The 19492-nt window shown below is 72.5% G+C and carries 21 protein-coding genes; 8 read left to right on the top strand and 13 right to left on the bottom strand.

What is annotated here, in order from left to right; translation table 11 throughout:
• Window positions 1–2 precede the first annotated feature (2 nt).
• From ACFW47_RS17095 to zapE, 9 genes are all read right to left on the bottom strand, one after another.
• Complete coding sequence (locus tag ACFW47_RS17095) at window positions 3–200, bottom strand: hypothetical protein (protein ID WP_386276616.1); 198 nt, start codon at window positions 198–200, stop codon at window positions 3–5.
• Between the two features lie 18 nt (window positions 201–218).
• The gene (locus tag ACFW47_RS17090; protein ID WP_386276614.1) at window positions 219–1085 is read right to left on the bottom strand and encodes a polysaccharide deacetylase family protein; all 867 of its coding nucleotides are present in this window, start codon (window positions 1083–1085) and stop codon (window positions 219–221) included.
• A gap of 95 nt (window positions 1086–1180) precedes the next feature.
• Entirely contained in the window at window positions 1181–2704 is a 1524-nt protein-coding gene (locus ACFW47_RS17085; protein ID WP_386276612.1) for an FAD-dependent oxidoreductase, read from the bottom strand.
• Between the two features lie 62 nt (window positions 2705–2766).
• Window positions 2767–4161, bottom strand: a complete 1395-nt coding sequence (locus ACFW47_RS17080; RefSeq protein ID WP_386276610.1) for a PhoX family protein — start codon at window positions 4159–4161, stop codon at window positions 2767–2769.
• Between the two features lie 89 nt (window positions 4162–4250).
• Window positions 4251–5051: a slipin family protein gene (locus ACFW47_RS17075; RefSeq protein WP_386276608.1), complete on the bottom strand. Its 801-nt coding sequence runs from the start codon at window positions 5049–5051 to the stop codon at window positions 4251–4253.
• Between the two features lie 116 nt (window positions 5052–5167).
• Complete coding sequence (locus ACFW47_RS17070; protein WP_386276606.1) at window positions 5168–6646, bottom strand: SulP family inorganic anion transporter; 1479 nt, start codon at window positions 6644–6646, stop codon at window positions 5168–5170.
• A gap of 8 nt (window positions 6647–6654) precedes the next feature.
• Window positions 6655–7236, bottom strand: a complete 582-nt coding sequence (locus ACFW47_RS17065) for a carbonic anhydrase (protein ID WP_386276603.1) — start codon at window positions 7234–7236, stop codon at window positions 6655–6657.
• An 80-nt stretch (window positions 7237–7316) separates the two neighbouring features.
• The gene (locus ACFW47_RS17060; protein WP_386276601.1) at window positions 7317–7718 is read right to left on the bottom strand and encodes a hypothetical protein; all 402 of its coding nucleotides are present in this window, start codon (window positions 7716–7718) and stop codon (window positions 7317–7319) included.
• A gap of 196 nt (window positions 7719–7914) precedes the next feature.
• Window positions 7915–9039 carry a cell division protein ZapE gene (gene zapE / locus ACFW47_RS17055; RefSeq protein ID WP_386276599.1) on the bottom strand — a complete coding sequence of 375 codons (1125 nt, stop codon included), beginning with the start codon at window positions 9037–9039 and terminating at the stop codon, window positions 7915–7917.
• A gap of 151 nt (window positions 9040–9190) precedes the next feature.
• Between zapE and ACFW47_RS17050 the strand changes: the two genes are divergently transcribed.
• The 4 genes from ACFW47_RS17050 (at window position 9191) to msrB (ending at window position 12590) form a co-directional block, all read left to right on the top strand.
• Window positions 9191–9988, top strand: coding sequence for a pyrimidine reductase family protein (locus tag ACFW47_RS17050; protein WP_386276597.1), 798 nt, complete (start codon window positions 9191–9193; stop codon window positions 9986–9988).
• A gap of 218 nt (window positions 9989–10206) precedes the next feature.
• On the top strand, window positions 10207–10680 hold the full coding sequence (locus ACFW47_RS17045; RefSeq protein ID WP_272588197.1) for an indole-3-glycerol phosphate synthase: 474 nt from the start codon (window positions 10207–10209) through the stop codon (window positions 10678–10680).
• A gap of 90 nt (window positions 10681–10770) precedes the next feature.
• Window positions 10771–12168, top strand: coding sequence for a UDP-N-acetylmuramate--L-alanine ligase (gene murC / locus ACFW47_RS17040; protein WP_386306173.1), 1398 nt, complete (start codon window positions 10771–10773; stop codon window positions 12166–12168).
• Window positions 12169–12182: 14 nt separating this feature from the next.
• Window positions 12183–12590 (top strand): peptide-methionine (R)-S-oxide reductase MsrB, encoded by a 408-nt coding sequence (gene msrB, locus ACFW47_RS17035; protein ID WP_386276593.1) that lies wholly within the window; start codon window positions 12183–12185, stop codon window positions 12588–12590.
• 9 nt (window positions 12591–12599) lie between these two features.
• On the opposite strand, the gene ACFW47_RS17030 is transcribed toward msrB, so the two are convergent.
• Entirely contained in the window at window positions 12600–14033 is a 1434-nt protein-coding gene (locus ACFW47_RS17030) for a sensor histidine kinase (protein WP_386306172.1), read from the bottom strand.
• Complete coding sequence (locus ACFW47_RS17025) at window positions 14030–14755, bottom strand: response regulator transcription factor (protein WP_386276588.1); 726 nt, start codon at window positions 14753–14755, stop codon at window positions 14030–14032. The genes ACFW47_RS17030 and ACFW47_RS17025 overlap by 4 nt, the downstream gene beginning before the upstream one ends.
• A gap of 205 nt (window positions 14756–14960) precedes the next feature.
• Here ACFW47_RS17025 and ACFW47_RS17020 point away from each other — a divergent pair, with 205 nt between their 5' ends.
• The 4 genes from ACFW47_RS17020 (at window position 14961) to ACFW47_RS17005 (ending at window position 18524) form a co-directional block, all read left to right on the top strand.
• A complete protein-coding gene (locus tag ACFW47_RS17020) occupies window positions 14961–16118 on the top strand; it encodes an ABC transporter ATP-binding protein (protein WP_386276586.1) in 1158 nt (385 codons plus the stop codon).
• The gene (locus ACFW47_RS17015) at window positions 16115–16822 is read left to right on the top strand and encodes an ABC transporter permease (protein ID WP_386276584.1); all 708 of its coding nucleotides are present in this window, start codon (window positions 16115–16117) and stop codon (window positions 16820–16822) included. The genes ACFW47_RS17020 and ACFW47_RS17015 overlap by 4 nt, the downstream gene beginning before the upstream one ends.
• A complete protein-coding gene (locus tag ACFW47_RS17010) occupies window positions 16819–17484 on the top strand; it encodes an ABC transporter permease (protein ID WP_386276582.1) in 666 nt (221 codons plus the stop codon). The genes ACFW47_RS17015 and ACFW47_RS17010 overlap by 4 nt, the downstream gene beginning before the upstream one ends.
• Before the next feature lie 80 nt (window positions 17485–17564).
• Window positions 17565–18524 (top strand): ABC transporter substrate-binding protein, encoded by a 960-nt coding sequence (locus ACFW47_RS17005; protein WP_386276580.1) that lies wholly within the window; start codon window positions 17565–17567, stop codon window positions 18522–18524.
• Between the two features lie 15 nt (window positions 18525–18539).
• Here the strand turns inward: ACFW47_RS17005 and ACFW47_RS17000 are convergent, their stop codons facing one another.
• On the bottom strand, window positions 18540–19145 hold the full coding sequence (locus ACFW47_RS17000; RefSeq protein ID WP_386276578.1) for an ATP/GTP-binding protein: 606 nt from the start codon (window positions 19143–19145) through the stop codon (window positions 18540–18542).
• Complete coding sequence (locus ACFW47_RS16995; RefSeq protein WP_386276576.1) at window positions 19132–19491, bottom strand: DUF742 domain-containing protein; 360 nt, start codon at window positions 19489–19491, stop codon at window positions 19132–19134. The genes ACFW47_RS17000 and ACFW47_RS16995 overlap by 14 nt, the downstream gene beginning before the upstream one ends.
• Window position 19492: the final 1 nt, after the last annotated feature.

Below are 19492 nucleotides of genomic sequence, written 5' to 3'. Positions count from 1 at the left end.
GGTCAGCCTGAGCAGGCCGTCCGCTGGGCCTCCTGCCACTCGCAGCGCGGGCACATGGTGATCCCCTTGTACGACTCGGCGTACTCGGTCGGCTCCCGGCACAGCACGCACTCGGCGTACGGCGGGCCGTCGGCCCTGGGCGGCCGGGTGGCGTCGATCAGGCAGTAGTCGTCGATGCGTTGGTCTCCGTCGTCGCTCATACCTCCAGCGTAGGCCCGTCAGCGGCGGCCGTTCGCGGCGCCGATCAGCTCCGACACCTTCACGAAGCGGTAGCCCCGGTCGCGCAGCTCGGGGACGATTCTGCGCACCGCCTCCTCGGTCACCGGGGCGGCGCTGCGGGTGCAGTGCATGACGACGACCGACCCCGGCCGGGCACCGTCCAGCACCTGCCGGGCCACCGCGTCGGCGTCGGTCGCGAACGCGTCCCCGCTCACCACGTCCCACTGCACGGCGGTGACGCCGGTGGCCGTCAGCGCCTTGAGCGCCGCCTTGTCGTAACAGCCGCCGGGGAAACGGAAGTACGGCATGGGGTCGGGCACCCCGGCCTTCTCGAACGCCGCGTACGCCCGCTCCACGTCGGACCGCATCCGCTCCTCGGAGACGGTCGGCAGGCCGTAGCAGTCGTCGGTGTAGGCGTAGTGGCTGTAGGAGTGGTTGGCGACCTCGAAGCGCGGGTCCCGGCCGATGGACCGGGCGGCGTCCGGGTACTCCTCGGCCCACCGGCCGGTCATGAAGACCGTGGCCGGCACGTCCAGCTTCCGCAGTGTCGCGATCAGCCGCGGATTGTCGAACCGTTCCCCGGCCGCCGCCCGCGGCCCCTGGTCGGCCGTCATGTCGGCGTCGAAGGTGAGGGCGATCGTCTTGCCCTCGGCTCGCGGTCCGTGTTCGAAGACGGGGGTGAGCCCCGCCGGACCGGGCGCGAGGGTGGGCGCCGGGTCCGGGGCGGGCTTGGAAGCGGCGGCGGAGGGCGCGGACGGTGCCGGACGGGGTGCCCGCCCGGGCTCGGTGGTGCCGCAGGCGGCGAGGGCGACGGAGGAGGCGGCCAGGGCGCAGAGGGCGGAGGCGCGGCGTACGAGAGTGGTCACCGCATGAACGTACGAGCATGATGTTCGGTTTGTATGACTATGTGTGCCGACGTGTCCGGGAGGTCACCCTCCCGGATCAGGCGCCGCGCTGTGGATCAGATCTCCCGCCGCTCCAGCGGTTTCGTCGCCGGGCCCTGGATCACCTTGCCGTCCGTGTCGAAGCGGGAACCGTGGCAGGGGCACTCCCAGGCCTTCTCGGCGGCGTTGAAGGCGACCAGGCAGCCGAGGTGGGTGCAGCGCGACGACACGGCGTGCAGCGCGCCCGCCTCGTCCCGGTAGACCGCCAGCCGGTCGCCGCCCACTCGGACCAGGGCACCCTCACCGGGCGGCAGGGCGTCCACGGGCGGGGCGGGCCGCAGCCGGTCGCCGACGAAGTGGCGCGCGACCTCCGCCTGCGTCTTGAGGAACGACGGCGCCTCACGCACCGCCGTGCGCAGCCGCCGCGGGTCGTACAACCCGCTCCACGCGCACTCCTCACCGGTGATCTGCGCGGTGAGCAGCCGGCCCGCCATCATGCCGCCGCTCAGCCCCCAGCCGCCGAATCCGGTGGCGACGTACGTGTGCTTCGCGCCCGGGTGCAGCGGCCCCACCATCGGCACGGTGTCCGTCGGGTCGATGTCCTGGGTGGCCCAGGCGTACGTGAGGTCGACGCCCGGGAAGTGCTCGCGGGCCCAGGCGGACAGGTGGTCGAAGCGTTCCCGGGTGTCGCCCGTGCCGGGGGTGAAGTGCTCGCCGGTGACGATGAGCAGCCGGCGGCCCGCCTCGTCCAGGGGTGCCGTGCGGACCGAGCGGGTGTTCTCGTCCGGCGTGATGTACATGCCGTCGACGTCGCGGTCCGCCTCGATGCTCCCGGCGACGACCAGTTCGCGGCGCGGGGAGAGGCGGGCGAACAGCAGCGCCCGGTCGAAGATCGGGTAGTGGGTGGCGACCACGACGTCCCGCGCGGTGACCGTCGCTCCGGACTCCGTCGACACGCGGCACGGACCGCCCTCGTCCAGGCCGTGCACGGTCGTGCCCTCGAAGATCCGCCCGCCGTGCGCCTCCAGGTCCTCGGCGAGGGCCAGCAGGTACTTGCGCGGGTGGAACTGGACCTGCCCGGTGACCCTGACCGCGCCCGCGACCGGGAACGGCAGCCCGGTCTCCGTCACGAACGACGCCGGCAGCCCCGCCTCCTTCGCGGCGGCCGCCTCGGCCCGCACCTCGTCCACCCGGTTCGCGTCGCCGACGTACGTGTACGCGTCCCGCGTCTCCCAGTCGCAGTCGATGCCCAGTTCGGCCACGATCCGGGCGGCGTGCTCGATCGCCTCCGACTGCGAGCGGGCGTACAGCCGGGCGCCCTCGGGGCCCCGGGTGCGGCGCAGCTTGTCGTAGACCAGCGAGTGCAGGGCGGTCAGCTTGGCGCTGGTGTGCCCGGTGACCCCGGCGGCCACCCGCCCGGCCTCCAGCACCGCCACACTGCGCCCGGCCCGCGCCAGCTCCCAGGCCGTACTGAGCCCGGCGACGCCCGCGCCGATCACGGCGACGTCGACGTCGAGGTCCTCCGCGAGGGCGGGGCGCGGTGCGCCGCCCGGTGCCGTCTGAAGCCAGTAGGAGTCGTTGACCTGCGCGTTCTCCGTCATGCGGTGCCGAGTACCCACAGGTCGGGGCTTCAGTGACCGGGCGGTACGCCGCGGTGGCGTGGCTACCTGCGCCAGGGGCCCGTCACGGCGAACGTGGTCCCGGGGGTGTAGCAGTTGACGTACATCGTGTCCCCGTCGGGCGAGAAGGTAACCCCGGCGAACTCACCCCACTCGGGCTCCTCCTCCGACCCGATGTTCTGGGCGCCGCGGGCCATGGCGTAGACGTCACCGTGCCGGGTCACGCCGTAGACGTGCTGGGCGCCGTTGCCGTCCTCGCAGACCATGAGGCCGCCGCTGGGGGCCAGGCAGATGTTGTCCGGGGATTCGCCGGGCAGCCGCACGTCGGTGTCCGGGCCGAAGACGATCACCAGGGTGAGCCGGCGCCGCTCGGGGTCGTAGCGCCAGATCTGCCCGTAGTGGTCGGCCGCCGAGCCCTCCGCGCTGCGGGCGAAGGACGACACGAAGTAGACGCTGCGCCCGCCCCAGTAGCAGCCTTCCAGCTTCTGCGCGTGGGTGATGCCGCCCCGGCCGAAGTCCTGGTACCGGATCGGGGTCTCGGCGGCCAGCGGGTCGGGTACGTCGACCCACTCGACGCCGTCGAAACAGGCGCCCGTCTCCTGGATCGAGGACAGGTCGGGCACGCCGGGCACGCGCATCGCCTGGAGCCGGCCGCCCGCCCGCAGCGAGCCCGTCCCGCCCAGCGGCTTCTCGGGCAGGAACCGGTAGAAGAGGCCGAACGGCCGCTCGAAGGCGTCCTCCGTCTCGTAGACGACGCCCCGGCGCGGGTCCACGGCGATCGCCTCGTGCTGGAAGCGGCCCATCGCGGTCAGCGGCACCGCGCCGGTGCGGTGCGGGTCCACCGGGTCGACCTCGAAGATGAAGCCGTGGTCCTTGGTGTAGCCGTTGGTGCCGGCCTTGTCCTCGGTCTCCTCGCAGGTCAGCCAGGTGTGCCACGGGGTGGGGCCGCCCGCGCAGTTGACCGCCGTGCCGGCGATCGCGACCCGCTCGTCACGGACGTGGTTCCGGTGGTCCAGGGTGAGGGCGGTGCAGCCGCCCTTGCCCTCCGGGTCGTACGTCAGGCCCTTCACCGTGGGCACCGGGATCCGGCCGTCGGCGCGGTTCTCGTGGTTGCGGACGAGGTGGACGCCGCCTTGGCGACCCCGGGAACGCGCGGCGAAGGCCGCCATGCCGTCGTGGTTGGACGGGACGGGGCCCTCACCGGAGCGCAGTTCGTCTCCCTCGCGGGACAGGACCCGGTAGCGGAAACCTCTGGGCAGGTCGAGCAGGCCGTCGGGGTCGGGGATCAGAGGGCCGTAGCCGGTGTGGCCCACGGCCTGCGCGGCGGCGGTGCCGGCGAAGAGTTCGGAGAGGGCGCCGGTGAAGGCGATGCCTGCGCCCAGGGCTCCCGTGCGGGCGAGCACCTGGCGTCGAGACGCCGGACGGCTGGAAATGGACATGGGGGTGACCTTCCTGCTGGCGGACAGGACTGTGACCCGCTGTGTCTATCACCTGGCACGTTTCCCGGGAACCATGCGCGCTACACGCGTCACGTGCCGGTCGGCCGCTCCGGGGTGTGGCCGGGCGGCACCCGCTGCGGGTTCTCCAGGAACCGCAGCAGCTCCACCGGGAAGGGCAGGACAAGCGTCGAGTTCTTCTCCGCGGCCACCGCCACCACCGTCTGCAACAGCCGCAGTTGCAGCGCTGCCGGGGTCTCGGACATCTCCCGAGCGGCCTCGGCGAGCACCTTGGAGGCCTGGCGCTCGGCGTCGGCGTTGATGACCCGGGCCCGCCGCTCACGGTCGGCCTCGGCCTGCCGGGCCATCGAGCGCTTCATGGTCTCGGGCAGCGACACGTCCTTGATCTCGACGCGGTCGATCTGCACGCCCCAGCCGACGGCGGGACTGTCGATCATCAGCTCCAGGCCCTGGTTCAGCTTCTCCCGGTTGGACAGCAGGTCGTCCAGGTCGCTCTTGCCGATGATGGAGCGCAGTGACGTCTGTGCCATCTGGGACACCGCGAACTTGTAGTCCTCGACGCGGATGAGCGCGTAGGCGGCGTCGACCACCTTGAAGTAGACGACCGCGTCCACGCGGACGGTCACGTTGTCCCGGGTGATGCCTTCCTGGGCGGGCACCGGCAACGTCACGATCTGCATGTTGACCTTGTGCAGCCGGTCCACCACCGGGACGATCATGGTGAAGCCGGGCTGCCGCACCTCACCGGCGAGCCGGCCGAGCCGGAGGACGACCCCGCGCTCGTACTGCTTGACGATCCGCGCCGCCGACGCGATGTACAGCACCCCGGCGCCCCCGGCGGCGGCAGCCGCGGTCAGCAGCTCCTGGAGCATGGCGACCTCCTCGTCCAGAGGACCGTTTCGCCTACTCCTGTCACGATATGCCGGAGTCCCGGCCCGGGACCATGCCCCGGACCGGGCCTCTCGTGTGCGACCGGGCGCCGACGGGCCTACCCGGCCGCCGCCGGTTCGGTGACCTTCACCGGGTCCGTGCCCGCGGCGCTGTGCCGCTCGGCCCAGTTCTCCAGCGCGGTGCGGCAGGCGTGGTCCAGGTGGTGCAGCCCGGACAGGTCCAGTTCGACCGGCCGGTCCTGCGGCAGCGCCTCCAGGCTCTCCAGGATCCTCGGCAGCCTGAGGAAGGTCGCGTTGCCCGTCAGGTGCGCCTGGATCGGTCCGGCGCCCTTGTCGACGACCTCAAGCTTGAGGTGCGAGGCTTCCCACGCGGTCTTGATCACGGACAGGGCGAGACCGATCAGCACGCCCTCGAACATGTTCACCGCGACGATGGACACGGCGGTGACCACGAGGATCAGCGCCTCGCCCCGGTGGTCGCGCCACAGCGGCACGATGCCGCGGAACGGGATCAGCTTCCAGCCCGCGTGGACCAGGATGCCCGCCAGCGCGGGCAGCGGGATCAGGGCCAGCACGGACGGCAGCAGCGCCGCGAACAGCAGCAGCCACACGCCGTGCATCACCCGGGACGCCTTGGTGCGCGCGCCCGCGCTGACGTTGGCGGAACTGCGCACGATGACCGCGGTCATCGGCAGGGCGCCGAGGACGCCGCACACCGTGTTGCCCGCGCCCTGCGCCATCAGCTCCTTGTTGTACTCGGTGCGCGGGCCCTTGTGCAGCCGGTCCACCGCCGCGGCGCTGAACAGGCTCTCCGCCGAGGCGATCAGCGTGAAGGCGACGATCGTGCCGAGCAGGCCCACGTTCGCCAGCTCGCCGAAGGCGTCGGCGCCGGGCGGCTGGATCACGTCCAGCAGGCCGCTGACCTCGACGGTCGCGACCGTCAGCCCGAACGCCGCCGTGACCGCCGTGGCCAGGCCGACCGCGGCCAGCGCGCCCGGCACGGTCTGCGCCCGCTTGGGCAGCCGCTTCCACAGCACCATCACCGCGACGGTGCCCGCGCCGAGGGCGAGCGAGGTCAGCGCCTCGGTGCTGCCCAGCGCGTCGGCGGCGGCCCCGGGCAGCCCGGTGAGCTTGTCGATGCCCGAGGAGGGAGCCTCCAGCCCGGCCGCCGAGTACAGCTGGCCCGCGATGAGCACCAGGCCGATGCCGGCCAGCATGCCCTCGACGACCGAGAGGGAGATGGCCCGGAACCAGCGCCCGAGCCTCAGGGCGCCCATCGCGAGCTGGATCAGCCCGGTGGCCAGCACGATGACGCCGAGGGCGGCCAGTCCGTAGGAGTCGACCGCGCCGAAGACCAGCACGGTCAGGCCGGCGGCCGGACCGGACACCTGGAGGCTGCTGCCCGGCAGCAACCCGGTGACCAGGCCGCCCACGATCCCGGTGACCAGGCCGAGTTCGGCCGGGACACCGGAGGCGACGGCCACCCCGACGCACAGCGGGAGGGCGACCAGGAACACGACGAGCGAGGCGGTGAAGTCCTGCCGCAGGTGCGGGAACTTGCGGGATATCGAGGACATGGGGGCGCTCACAGCGTCTCGAACGCGTCGGTGTCCGCCCGGTGTTCGCGCACGATCCCGGTGTGAACCTCGTAGTACCAGCCGTGCATCCGCAGCCGGCCTTCCGTCAGCCGCCGCTCGACGCACGGGTAGGAGCGCAGCCGCAGCAGCTGCGACAGGACGTGGTGCTGCACGGCCTCGGCGACCGTCGGGTCGGCGGGATCGCAGGGCTTCGGTTCGTCCGCGGCCTCGGCCAGCCAGTCGCGGACGGCGGGTACGGCGGTCAGGTCGTCCCCGCGCACCAGCGCGCCGACGGCGCCGCAGTGCGAGTGGCCGCAGACCACGATGTCCGTGACGCCGAGGACCTCGACGGCGTACTCGACGGTGGCCGCCTCGCCGGAGGGGTGGCCGGCGCCGTACGGCGGGACGATGTTGCCGGCGGTGCGCAGCTCGAAGAGCTGGCCGGGCCGGGCTCCGGTGATCAGGGCCGGCACGACCCGGGAGTCGGAGCAGGTGATGAACAGGACTTCGGGCGACTGGCCCTCGGCGTGCCCGGCGAACTCCTCAGGGCGCTGTCCGAACGTGCGGGCGTTGTCGATGAGGGGCTGCATGATGCGGTTGTTCCTCCTGGCGCGCCTTGGGGGCGCGTCGGACGGTCAGGACAGAGGTGGGGGATGTGCCGACCGGTCCCTCAGCAGCGGAAGACCTGCAGCGCCGCGGGGGAGTGGTCCGTCGTGGCTCTGGGGCGGTGCTCGGCCCCGCGGCCGGAGACGACGGGTTCGGGCACCCCCGGGACGGCGTGCCGCAGCAGCGGCCGCTGAGGGGTGTCGGGCTGGGGCGCGGCGGTGCCGCGGTGGCGGTCGCGGACGCGCGGGGCGGTGGTCGGCCCGCCCGGACGGCCGGCCTCGTGGCAGGTGACGGTCTCGTCGTACGGCGTCGTGTCGGAAGCGGTGGTTCCGACACGGGCGTGGGCCACGGATTCACTGCTCGTATACGCGGATGCGAAGGAAGCGGTGGGAGCGAAGAACTGGAGCGCGAACAGGACGGCGGCGAGGAGCGGAATCGCGGTCCGGGCCGTCGTGCCTCGGAACATGCGCCCCCTTCCAGGCAGTTCCTGCCGCTGGTATATGCCTGGGCAAGGTCAATGCCCGGCAAAAGCATGGTCAATGCGCGGTCAAGGAACACGTTAACCCTGCAGAGAGCTTTGCAGGGTTAACGGGGAGTTACGGGCCGAAGAGAGCCCGAAAATGGCGGCTGGTTTGGCGGGAAATGGGCCGTTCCGCAAATCCTCAGGGCGTGTCGACCAGGCGGGCCGCGTCCCGGGCCAGCGCGGTGAGCCGGGAGATCGCCCGGAAGTACTTCTTGCGGTACCCGCCCTTCAGCATCTCCTCGCCGAAGAGCCGGTCGAAGGGCAGCCCGGAGGCGAGCACGGGCACCTCGCGGTCGTAGAGCCGGTCGGCGAGGACGACCAGGCGCAGCGCCGTCGACTGGTCGGGCACCGGGCGCACACCGGTCAGGCAGACGGCGGCGAGGCCGTCGGTCAGGGCGCCGTAGCGGCTGGGGTGGACGCGGGCGAGGTGGTCGAGGAGGGCGGGGAAGTCGTCCAGCGAGGCGCCCTCGGTGGCCCGCGCCGCGCGGGTGACCTGCTCGTCGGAGTACGGCGCCGGCGCCTCGGGCAGGCCGCGGTGGCGGTAGTCCTCGCCGTCGATGCGCAGGGTGCGGAAGTGGGCGGACAGGCCCTGGATCTCGCGCAGGAAGTCGGCGGCGGCGAACCGGCCCTCGCCGAGCTTGCCCGGCAGCGTGTTGGAGGTGGCGGCGAGCGCGACGCCGGCCTCCACGAGCCGGCCGAGCAGGCTGGAGACGAGGACGGTGTCGCCGGGGTCGTCGAGCTCGAACTCGTCGATGCACAGGAGGCGGTGGCCGGAGAGGGTCCGCACGGTCTGCTGGAAGCCGAGGGCGCCGACGAGGTTGGTCAGCTCGACGAAGGTGCCGAACGCCTTGCGCTCCGGCTCCGCCGGGGTGGCGTGCCACAGCGAGGCCAGCAGGTGGGTCTTGCCGACGCCGTAACCGCCGTCGAGGTAGACGCCGCGGGGGCCGGCGGGGGCCTTCGGCGCCTTGCCGCGGCCGAAGCCGAGGAAGCCGCGCCTGCCAGTGGCGGCGGGGCTCGCGCCCAGCCCGGTCGCGAAGTCCTCCAGGACCCGGACGGCCTCGCTCTGACTGGGCTGGTTCGGGTCCGGGATGTACGTGCCGAAGCGGACCGAGTCGAAGCGGGGCGGGGGCACCATCTCGGCGACCAGGCGCTCCGCGGGGACGTGGGGCTCGCGGGCGCACAGGGAGAGCGGCGCGGGGGCCGTCCCGGCTATCGGGGTGGAGCCGGGGGAGGGGGAGCCGGGGGAGGGGGAGGAGGACGACACGGTTGTCCATGGTAGGCCCTGCTCGGAGGGGGCCCGGGCGGGAGCGGGTCAGGGGCCGGCGTTCCCGCGGGCAGCCGAGCCGCGCCGCACCGTCCCGGACTGCCCCGCCGCCGCGCGGTTCGGCAATCCCGCGCGTGGAACACTGCACCGCATGCGACGCCTGTTCCCCGCCCCTGTGACCGATCAGACACCCGGCCCCGTGCCCGACGGGACCGACCGGGAGTGGAGCCTGGCCGAGCTGGCCGCCGCCTACGCCTATCCCGAGCCGGACGGGCGGACGGGGACGGGGGCCTGGCTGCGGGCCAACATGGTCTCCACCCTCGACGGCGCGGCCCAGCACGACGGCCGCTCCCAGCCCATCTCCGGCGCTGCCGACATGCGCGTCTTCGGCACCCTGCGCGCGCTGGCGGACGTCGTGATCGCCGGTGCCGAGACCGTACGTCAGGAGGGGTACCGCCCGGCCCGTTCGCGCGCCGACTTCGCGGAGCTGCGCCGGGCGGCCGGGCAGCTCCCCGTGCCGGCGATCGCCGTGGTGAGCGCGAGCCTGGAGCTGGACTTCTCGCTGCCGCTGTACACCTCGCCGCTGGTGCCCACCCTGGTCCTGACCGGCGCCGCCGCGGCCCCGGACCGGATCGCGGCCGCCGAGAGGGCCGGCGCCCGGGTGGTGATCGCCGGTGACGGGGTGGGCGTGGACCCGGCCCGCGCCGTCGACGCACTGGTCGCGCTCGGGTACACCCGGCTGCTGACCGAGGGCGGGCCGCGGCTGCTCGGGCAGTTCGTCACGGCCGGGGTGCTCGACGAGCTGTGCCTGACCGTCTCGCCGACGCTCACCGCGGGTGACGCGCAGCGGATCGCGGGCGGGCCCTCGGTCGAGGTGCCGCGGCGGTTCGTCCTGGAGTCCCTGTTGGAGGAGGAAGGTTTCCTCTTCGGCCGGTACCGGCGCGACTAGGACGGTCCCCGGCTCCGGCGGGCGGTGGCGGCCGGACAGGGGTTCGGACGTTACCGCGCATCCGGGAATCGACGGAATCTCCCGTTCCGGTTAACCGGCGGCGGGCACACTGAATCCGGCAGTACCCGTGCGATCACGGGGCAGGATGGTTTCCGCAGGGTCTGGTACGGCCTGCGGAAGCGTGGGCCCACGGGCCCTCGGAGGAGAAGGGGCGCCTGGTGTTCACAAGCGTTTTGATGATCGAGAAGGCCATGACCTCCGCCGACGTGGAGTTCGTCACCACCTTGCACGGGGACGAGGAGGTCGCCTTCCACGTGCTGCTCCAGCCGCGCGGCGATCAGGCGGACCGGCTGCTGAGAGCCATCGACGACGTCGCGCTCGGCGAGCTCGACGACGCCGTCCGGGAGGGTGAGACGCCGGAGGGCGAGGAGGCGCAGAGCGTCGGGCAGCGGGCCCTGGAGGTGTCCCTCACCGCCCTGCGCGCGTCCGGCGCCCGGGCGGAGGGCCGCCTGATCGAGGACCACCCGCTGGACGAGCTCAAATCCCTGGTCCTGGAGATCGGGGCGGACGAGGTGATCGTCCTGACCGACCCGCACTACGTGGAGGAGTTCTTCCACCGGGACTGGGCCTCGCGGGCCCGCCACAAGGTCGGCGTGCCGGTCCTGAAACTGTTCTCCCACAGCAAGGCATAGGCTGGGGCCGCGCTCCCGAGGAGAAGGAGGGGGCGCGCCCACCGGCAGACCGCCCACGGACACCCGTCGCACCTCTGGGGAGAACAGCGCATGGCACCCGGCCTTCCTACCGCCATGGACCGACCGCACTTCATCGGCATCGGCGGCGCCGGGATGTCGGGCATCGCCAAGATCCTCGCCCAGCGGGGTGCCGCGGTGGCGGGCAGCGACGCCAAGGAGTCCCCGACCGCAGAGGCCCTGCGCGCGCTGGGCGCGACCGTGCACATCGGGCACGCGGCCGGGCACCTCGCCGACGACGCCACCTGCGTGGTCGTCTCCTCGGCGATCCGCGAGGACAATCCCGAGCTGGCCCGCGCCGCCGAGCTGGGCATCCCGGTCGTCCACCGCTCCGACGCCCTCGCCGCCCTGATGAACGGCGCGCGCCCGCTCGCCGTCGCCGGCACCCACGGCAAGACCACCACCACCTCGATGCTGGCGGTCTCCCTGTCCGAACTGGGCCTGAACCCGTCGTACGCCATCGGCGGCGACCTGGACGCCCCCGGCTCCAACGCCCTGCACGGCGACGGCGAGATCTTCGTCGCCGAGGCCGACGAAAGCGACCGCAGCTTCCACAAGTACGCCCCCGAGGTCGCCATCGTCCTCAACGTGGAGCTGGACCACCACGCCAACTACGCTTCGATGGACGAGATCTACGAGTCCTTCGAGACCTTCGCCGGCAGGATCGTCCCCGGCGGCACCCTGGTGATCGCCGCCGACCACGAGGGCTCCCGGGAGCTGACCCGGCGACTGTCCGGCAAGGTGCGGACGGTCACGTACGGGGAGTCCGAGGACGCCGACGTGCGCATCCTGTCGGTCGTGCCGCAGGGCCTCAAGAGCGAGGTCACCGTCGTCCTGGACGGCACCGAGCTGACCTTCACCGTCTCCGTCCCCGGCCGCCACTACGCCCACAACGCCGTCGCCGCCCTCGCGGCGGGCGCGGCCCTCGGCGTCCCCGCCGCCGAGCTGGCCCCCGCGCTGGCCGCCTACACGGGCGTCAAGCGGCGCCTCCAGCTCAAGGGCGAGGCGGCCGGCGTCCAGGTCGTCGACTCCTACGCGCACCACCCCACCGAGATGACGGCCGACCTGGAGGCCATGCGCGCCGCAGTCGGCGACGCCCGCATCCTCGTCCTCTTCCAGCCGCACCTGTTCTCCCGCACCCAGGAGCTGGGCAAGGAGATGGGCCAGGCGCTGGCCCTGGCGGACGCCTCGGTCGTCCTCGACATCTACCCGGCGCGCGAGGACCCGGTCCCGGGCGTCACCAGCGAGCTGATCATCGAGGCCGCCCGCGCCGCGGGCGCGGACGTCACGCCGGTGCACGACAAGGCCGAGTCGCCCGCGGTGGTCGCGGGAATGGCGAAGGCCGGTGATCTCGTTCTCACCATGGGCGCGGGCGACGTCACCGACCTCGGACCGCGCATCCTGGACGAGCTGTCGAGCAAGGCGAAGTAAGGGACTGAGGACTCATGTCGTACGACGTCGAGAAGCCGGACGAGCAGTGGCGCGCGGAGCTGGCCCCGGCCGAGTACGCCGTGCTGCGCCAGGCCGGCACCGAGCCCGCCTTCACCGGTGAGTACACCGACACCAAGACCGAGGGCGTCTACTCCTGCCGCGCGTGCGGCGCCGACCTGTTCACCTCGCAGACGAAGTTCGAGTCGCACTGCGGCTGGCCGTCCTTCTTCGACCCGAAGGACACCGACGCGGTCGAGCTGGTCGAGGACCGCTCGCACGGCATGGTGCGCACCGAGGTGCGCTGCGCCCGGTGCGGTTCGCACCTCGGGCACGTGTTCAAGGGCGAGGGCTACCCGACCCCGACCGACCAGCGGTACTGCATCAACAGCATCGCGCTGCGACTCCAGCCCACCGAGGGCTGAGTCCCCCGGTCAACCGGCGGCGGCCGGGAGCGTCACGGTGAACACCGTCGTGCCCGGCCCGCCGCCCAGCGCGATCGCGCCGCCGTGCGCCCGCACCAGCGACCCGGCGACGGAGAGCCCCAGCCCGCTGCCGCCCCGGTCGCGGCTGCGGGCCTTGTCGACGCGGTAGAAACGGTCGAAGATCCGTTCCCGGTCGGCGGCCGGGACGCCCGGTCCCGTGTCCGCGACGGCCACCGCCACGCGGTCGTCCGCCGCCGCGACCGTGACCGACACCCTCGTGCCCGGCGGGGTGTGCACGGCCGCGTTGGTCAGCAGGTTGTCGAGCACCTGCCGGATCCGCTGCGGGTCCATGCGCAGCCGCACCGCCGCCGGCCCGGCCGTCACCGTCAGCGGATGCTCCGGGTGACCGGCGCGGAAGGCGTCGGCCGCCTGCCGCACCAGCTCCGTCAGGTCGGCGTCCTCCCAGCGCAGCGGCGCCTCCACCTCGGCCGCGTCCAGCCGGGCGAGCAGCAGCAGGTCGTCCAGGAGCACGCTCATCCGGGCCGCCTCGGCGCGCAGCCGGGCCAGATGCCGTTCCCGTTCCCCGGGCTCGTTGGCCGCCGCATACTGGAACAGGTCGGCGTAACCCCGCACCGACATCAGCGGGGTGCGCAGCTCGTGCGAGGCGTCCGCGACGAACCGGCGCAGCCGCTGCTCGGCCTCGGCGCGCACCGCGAGCGAGTCGTCGATGTGCTCCAGCATCGTGTTGAACGCGGTCCGCAGCTCCGCCACCTCCCGACCGCCGTCCCGCCCGTCCACCCGCAGCGGCAGCCGGGCCGCCGACTCGGACAGGTCGTGCGAGGCGATGCCGTGCGCCGTGCTCGCCATGTCGCTCAGCGGCTTCAGCCCGCGCCGCAGCATCCGCCGCCCGGACACCACCAGCGCCAGCAGCGCCAGGCCGAAGGCGATCACCTGCACCGTGATCAGCTGCTCCACGGTGTCCTCGACGTCCCCCATGGGAGCGGCGCTCACCAGCACCACCCCGGGCTCCACCTCGCAGGCGCGCAGCAGGTAGGGGCCGTGCCCGTCGATCCGGACGGTGCGGGTCAGGTCCTCGTCGGAGCGGGCCATCGTCTGCGCGAGGGCGGTGAGCGCACGGCTGTCCGCCGGGACCTCGGCGGGCGTGCGCAGGTCCGCCGAGCCGTCGGAGACGTCGTACACGGCGGTGTACCAGCCGTAGTACGGCTTGCGCCGCACCGTGCCGTGGGCCGCCGCGTCCTTGGACTGCACGACCTGCACCAGCTTCATCTGGTCGGTGAGCTGCCGCTCCAGGTACTCCCGCATGTACGCGGTCAGCACCGTGCCGACCACGGCGAACACCACCAGCGACAGCACACCCAGGCCCAGCGCGAGCCGGGTCCCGAGCCGCAGCCCCCGGTAGGCCCGCCACCAGCGCGGTATCACCGGGCCGGCTGCCGGATCACGTAGCCGAAGCCCCGCACGGTCCGGATCAGCGGCTCGGTGCCGTCGGCGCCGGGGGCGACGTCGTCCAGTTTGCGGCGCAGGCGGCTGACGACCAGCTCCACGACGTTGGACCGGCCGCCGAAGCCGTACTCCCACACGTGGTCGAGGATCTGCGCCTTGGTCAGCACGGTCGGCGACTTGCGCATCAGATAGCGCAGCACCTCGTACTCGGTCGGCGTCAGCGACAGCCGCCGCCCTCCCCGGCGCACCTCACGGGTGTCCTCGTCCATCGTCAGGTCCGCCACCCGCAGCACCGACCGCTGGAAGTCCGGCCCGGCACTGCGCCGCAGCACGGTCCGCAGCCGGGCCATCAGCTCCTCCACCGCGAACGGCTTGACCAGGTAGTCGTCACCGCCCCGGGTCAGCCCCGCCACCCGGTCGGCCACCCCGTCGCGCGCGGTGAGGAACACCACCGGCACCATCGTGCCCGAGCGCCGCAGCCGGTCCAGCACGCCGAAGCCGTCGACGTCCGGCAGCATCAGGTCCAGCACCACGATGTCCGGCCGGAACTCACCGGCCAGCCGCAGCGCCTGCTCGCCGGAGTTCGCGGTGACCGCCTCCCAGCCCTCGTAGCGGGCGACCGTGGCCACCAGATCGGCGATGGGCGGGTCGTCGTCCACCACAAGGAGTCGTACCTTTTCCACCCGCTCATACTGCGCCACCGGCCGCCCGGTCGATAAGTACTTGAGAGTCGCCCGACAGGAAAGCGACAGGACGGCAGGGTGAAGCTTCCCTTGCCTCTCGCGGAGCGGGGAGGGCCTCACACGGTCACCACGGTTCCGTGACACCGGACGTCTAGACTCTCCCGGCAACGAACCGTAGCGACCTGGCCAGAACTTTCCGCCCACCCGAAGGGTATTCGGCGTTTTGATACGGATGGACTCAGTCACCAAGCGGTACCCGGACGGCACCGTGGCGGTCGACCGGTTGTCGCTGGAGATACCCGACCGCTCGATCACGGTCCTCGTCGGGCCGTCAGGCTGCGGCAAGACGACGACCCTGCGGATGATCAACAGGATGGTCGAGCCCACAGAGGGCACCATCTCCCTCGACGGCGCCGACCTCCAGCGGCAGCCGGTCACCACGCTGCGCCGGTCGATGGGGTACGTCATCCAGAACGCCGGTCTCTTCCAGCACCGGACGATCCTCGACAACATCGCCACCGTCCCCCGCATGATCGGCTGGGGCAGGCAGAAGTCCCGGGAGCGGGCGGCGGAGTTGATGGAGCGCGTGGGGCTCGACACCTCCCTCGCCAAGCGGTACCCGTACCAGCTCTCCGGCGGCCAGCAGCAGCGGGTCGGCGTGGCGCGGGCGCTCGCCGCCGACCCGCCCGTGCTCCTCATGGACGAGCCGTTCTCCGCCGTGGACCCCGTGGTCCGCAAGGGTCTCCAGGACGAACTCCTGCGCATCCAGGGCGAGCTGGGCAAGACCATCGTCTTCGTCACCCACGACATCGACGAGGCCATCAAGCTCGGCACCATGGTCGCGGTGATGCGCACCGGAGGCCGGCTCGCCCAGTTCGCCCCGCCCGCCGAACTGCTGTCGAACCCCGCGGACGACTTCGTCGAGGACTTCCTCGGCGCCGACCGGGGCATCCGGCGGCTGTCCTTCTTCGCCGCCGAGGGCCTGGAACTGACGACGGACCCGGTCGTGCGCGTGGACGCCACGGCCGAACAGCTCGCCGCGCCCGACGCGCCCTACCTGCTGGTGACCGACGCGGAGGGCCGCCCGCTGGGCTGGGCCGAGCCGCGGGACCTGACCGCCGGCGACATCGCGGCCGAGCGGCTGCTGCCGTACGGGCGGCCCTTCCTGCCCGGCACCGACTCGTTGCGGGCCGCCCTGGACTGCGCGGTGCTCTCGCCCACCGGCTGGGCGGTCGCCGTGGACCCCGACGGGCGGGTGACCGGCGTCGCCTCCCAGCAGACCATCGGTGAGGCGATCCGCACCGCCCACGGCGCGGCGGCGGACGGCGGCGCACCGGCCGCGGGCGTGGAGCCCGCCGACATCGCGAAGGCCGCCCCGTGAACGGCTTCTTCGACATCCCGAGCGACCTCGACAACACCTACTTCGGCCTGATCGGCCTGCACCTGCGCGAGGCGCTGCTGCCGGTCCTCGCCGGGCTGCTGGCCGCGCTGCCCGTCGCCCAGCTCTGCGTGCGGTTCCGCTGGCTGTACCCGCCCGTGCTCGGCGTGACGACGGTGTTCTACGCCATCCCCTCGCTGGCGGTCTTCGTCGTCCTCATCGACTACACCGGCCAGACCGAGCTGACGGTGATGATCCCGCTGGCCGTCTACAGCCTGGTGGTGCTCGTCCCGGCCATCGTGGACGGCGTGCGGTCGGTGCCCGAGGAGACCCTGGCCGCGTCCACCGCCATGGGCTTCGGGCCCGTACGGCGCTACCTCCAGGTGCAGTTGCCGATCGCCGTGCCCGCGATCCTCGCCGGGCTGCGGGTGGCCGTGTCCGCCAGCATCTCCCTGGTCAGCGTCGGCGCCCTCATCGGCAACCAGGGCGCGCTCGGCAACCTGCTCGCGGACGCGCAGAAGTACGGTCGGCCCGAACTGGCGGTCAACTCCGTCCTCACCACCGCCGTACTGGCGATCCTGTGCGACGCGGCCCTCGTCCTGGTCCGCAACCTGCTGACGCCGTGGATGCCGCGCGGCAGGAGCCGTGGGCGCCGCCCGAAGAAGGCCGCCGCGCTCCCCGAGTCCCAGGAGGCGGGCGTCCGGTGAACGTCCTCGACTTCGTCAACGCCTTCTTCAGCGACGGCGCCCACTGGCACGGCTACGACGGCATCCCCAGGCGCCTGCTGGAGCACGTCCAGTACACGCTGATGGCGCTCGGCATCGCCGCCGCGATCGGGCTGCCCGTCGGACTGCTGACCGGGCACACCGGACGCGGCGGCAACGCCGTCGCCTTCGTCGCCACCGCCGCCCGCGCGCTGCCCAGCTTCGGACTGCTGGTGCTCATCGCCGTCGTCGTGGGGATCGGCCTGCTGCCGGTGATGATCCCGCTGGTCGTGCTCGCGATCCCGCCCATCCTGGTGACCACCTACGAGGCGGTCCGCTCCGTCGACCCCGCCCCGGTGGACGCCGCGCGGGGCATGGGCATGCACGAGTCGGGCATCCTCTTCCGGGTCGAACTGCCCGTCGCCCTGCCGCTGGTGCTCAGCGGGCTGCGCTCGGCGGCCATCCAGGTCGTGTCGACGGCCACCATCGCCGCGTACGTCAGCCTCGGCGGGATCGGCCGGTACATCATCGACGGCCTCTACCAACGGGACTACGAGAAGGTGGTCGGCGGCGCGACCCTGGTGGCCCTGCTGGCGCTGGTCACGCTCGCGGCGTTCTGGGCGGTGGGGCGGCTGGCGGTCTCGCCGGGGGTGCGCAGGCGGTGACGCCTTCGAGCACCCATGTGGAACAAACCGTAACCAGGCCGTTCTTGACTGACCTGTGAATGGCTCGTTTGGATCGACGGATGACTTCTACCGCGAAGAGCAGCAGGTCCAGGACGAGGCACACCGGCGCGGCGGCCGTCGCGCTCGCCGCCGCGGCGGCGCTGCTCGCGGGCTGTTCCTCTTCCGACGACACCTCCGACAACCCCCTGGCAGGAGAGAAGGCGGAGGCCGGCACCGTCGTCGTCGGCTCGAACAACTTCGCCGAGAGCACCCTGCTCGCCGACATCTACGGCGAGGCGCTCAAGGCCAAGGGCCTCAAGGTCACCTACAAGCACAACATCGGCAGCCGGGAGACGACGTACGGACTGATGAAGAACGGCTCGGTCACCGTGCTGCCCGAGTACAACGGCTCGCTGCTCGCCTACCTCGATCCCGAGGCCGGGCAGAAGTCCGCCGAGGCCGTGAACGAGGCGGTCAAGGCGAAGCTCGACAAGAAGCTGACGCTGCTGGAGTCCTCGCCCGCCGAGAACAAGGACTCGGTCAGCGTCAACGCCGGGACCGCGAAGAAGCACGGACTCACCGCCGAGTCGACCCTCGCCGACCTCAAGGACATAGCGCCGGAACTGGTCATCGGCGGCTCGCCCGAGTTCCAGACCAGGCAGCAGGGCCTCAAGGGCCTGGAGTCCGTGTACGGACTGAAGTTCAAGTCCTTCAAGGCGCTCGACGCGGGCGGCCCGCTGACCCAGTCGGCGCTGACCAAGAACACCGTGCAGGCCGCGGACATCTTCACCACCGACCCGACCATCATCAAGGAGAAGTTCGTCGTCCTGAAGGACCCGGAGAACCTCTTCGGCTACGCGAACGTCACCCCGCTCGTCCACAAGGAGGGCCTGTCCCAGGAGGGCGTCGACACGCTGAACGCGGTCTCCGCCAAGCTGGACACCGAGACCCTCCTGGACCTGGACGCCCAGGTGCAGCTGGAGAAGAAGGACCCGCTGGACGTCGCCAAGGCGTGGCTGGAGTCGGCCGGTCTGAGCTGACCCCCGCACGCCCCGTCACGACGCCGCGGCCTCGGCCGCGGCGTCGATCAGCTGGTCGACCAGGGCGATGAGGACGTCCCGGCTGGAGGCCCGCTCCCGCGCGTCGCACAGCAGCACCTTCACGTGCTCCGGCAGCGCCAGCGCCTCCCGGATCTCCTCGGCCGGGTACGGATGCCGCCCGTGGAAGCCGTTGACGCCGACGACGAACGGGATGCCGCGCCGCTCGAAGAAGTCGATCGCGGCGAAGCTCGACTCGGGCCTGCGGACGTCCACCAGCACCACCGCGCCCAGCGCCCCGATCGCCAGGTCGTTCCACATGAACCAGAACCGCTGCTGACCGGGCGTGCCGAACAGGTACAGCACCAGCTCCCGGCCGATCGTGATCCGCCCGAAGTCCAGGGCGACCGTCGTGGCCCGCTTCTCCTCGATCCCGGCGAGGTCGTCGACGTCCAGCCCCGCCGCCGTCAGCGGCTCCTCGGTACGCAGCGGGGCGATCTCGCTCACCGAGCCGACCATGGTGGTCTTGCCGACGCCGAAGCCGCCGGCGATCAGGATCTTCACCGCCTCGGGTGCGGAGGCGGGTGCCGTGGGCGCCTCGACGGCGCCGTCAGAGCCGGCCAAGGCCGTCCCTCACTTTCTGCAGCAGGTCCAGGTCCGGGGTGGCGCGGTCGACCGGGTGCGGCGGCCGGGCGGTGATCCGGCCGGCCTCCAGCAGGTCCGAGAGGAGGATGACGACCACGCTCACCGGCAGGTCGAGGCGGGCCGCGACCTCCGCCACGGCCAGCGGCTCGGCGCACAGCCTGAGGATCCGCCGGTGTTCGGGCTGCGGCCGTGCGGCACGGGCGGGCTGCGGGTCGGCGGCGGTCACCGTCGTGATGAGCGTGAAGTCGGCGCGGCTGGGCCGGGTCCGGCCGCCGGTCAGCGTGAACGGCCGCACGAGCCGGCCCCCGGCTTCGCCTCCGGTCACG

The organism is Streptomyces sp. NPDC058796 (genome assembly GCF_042745235.1).
In the GTDB taxonomy this organism is placed as follows: domain Bacteria; phylum Actinomycetota; class Actinomycetes; order Streptomycetales; family Streptomycetaceae; genus Streptomyces.
This window is presented reverse-complemented; position numbering and strand designations above follow the sequence as displayed.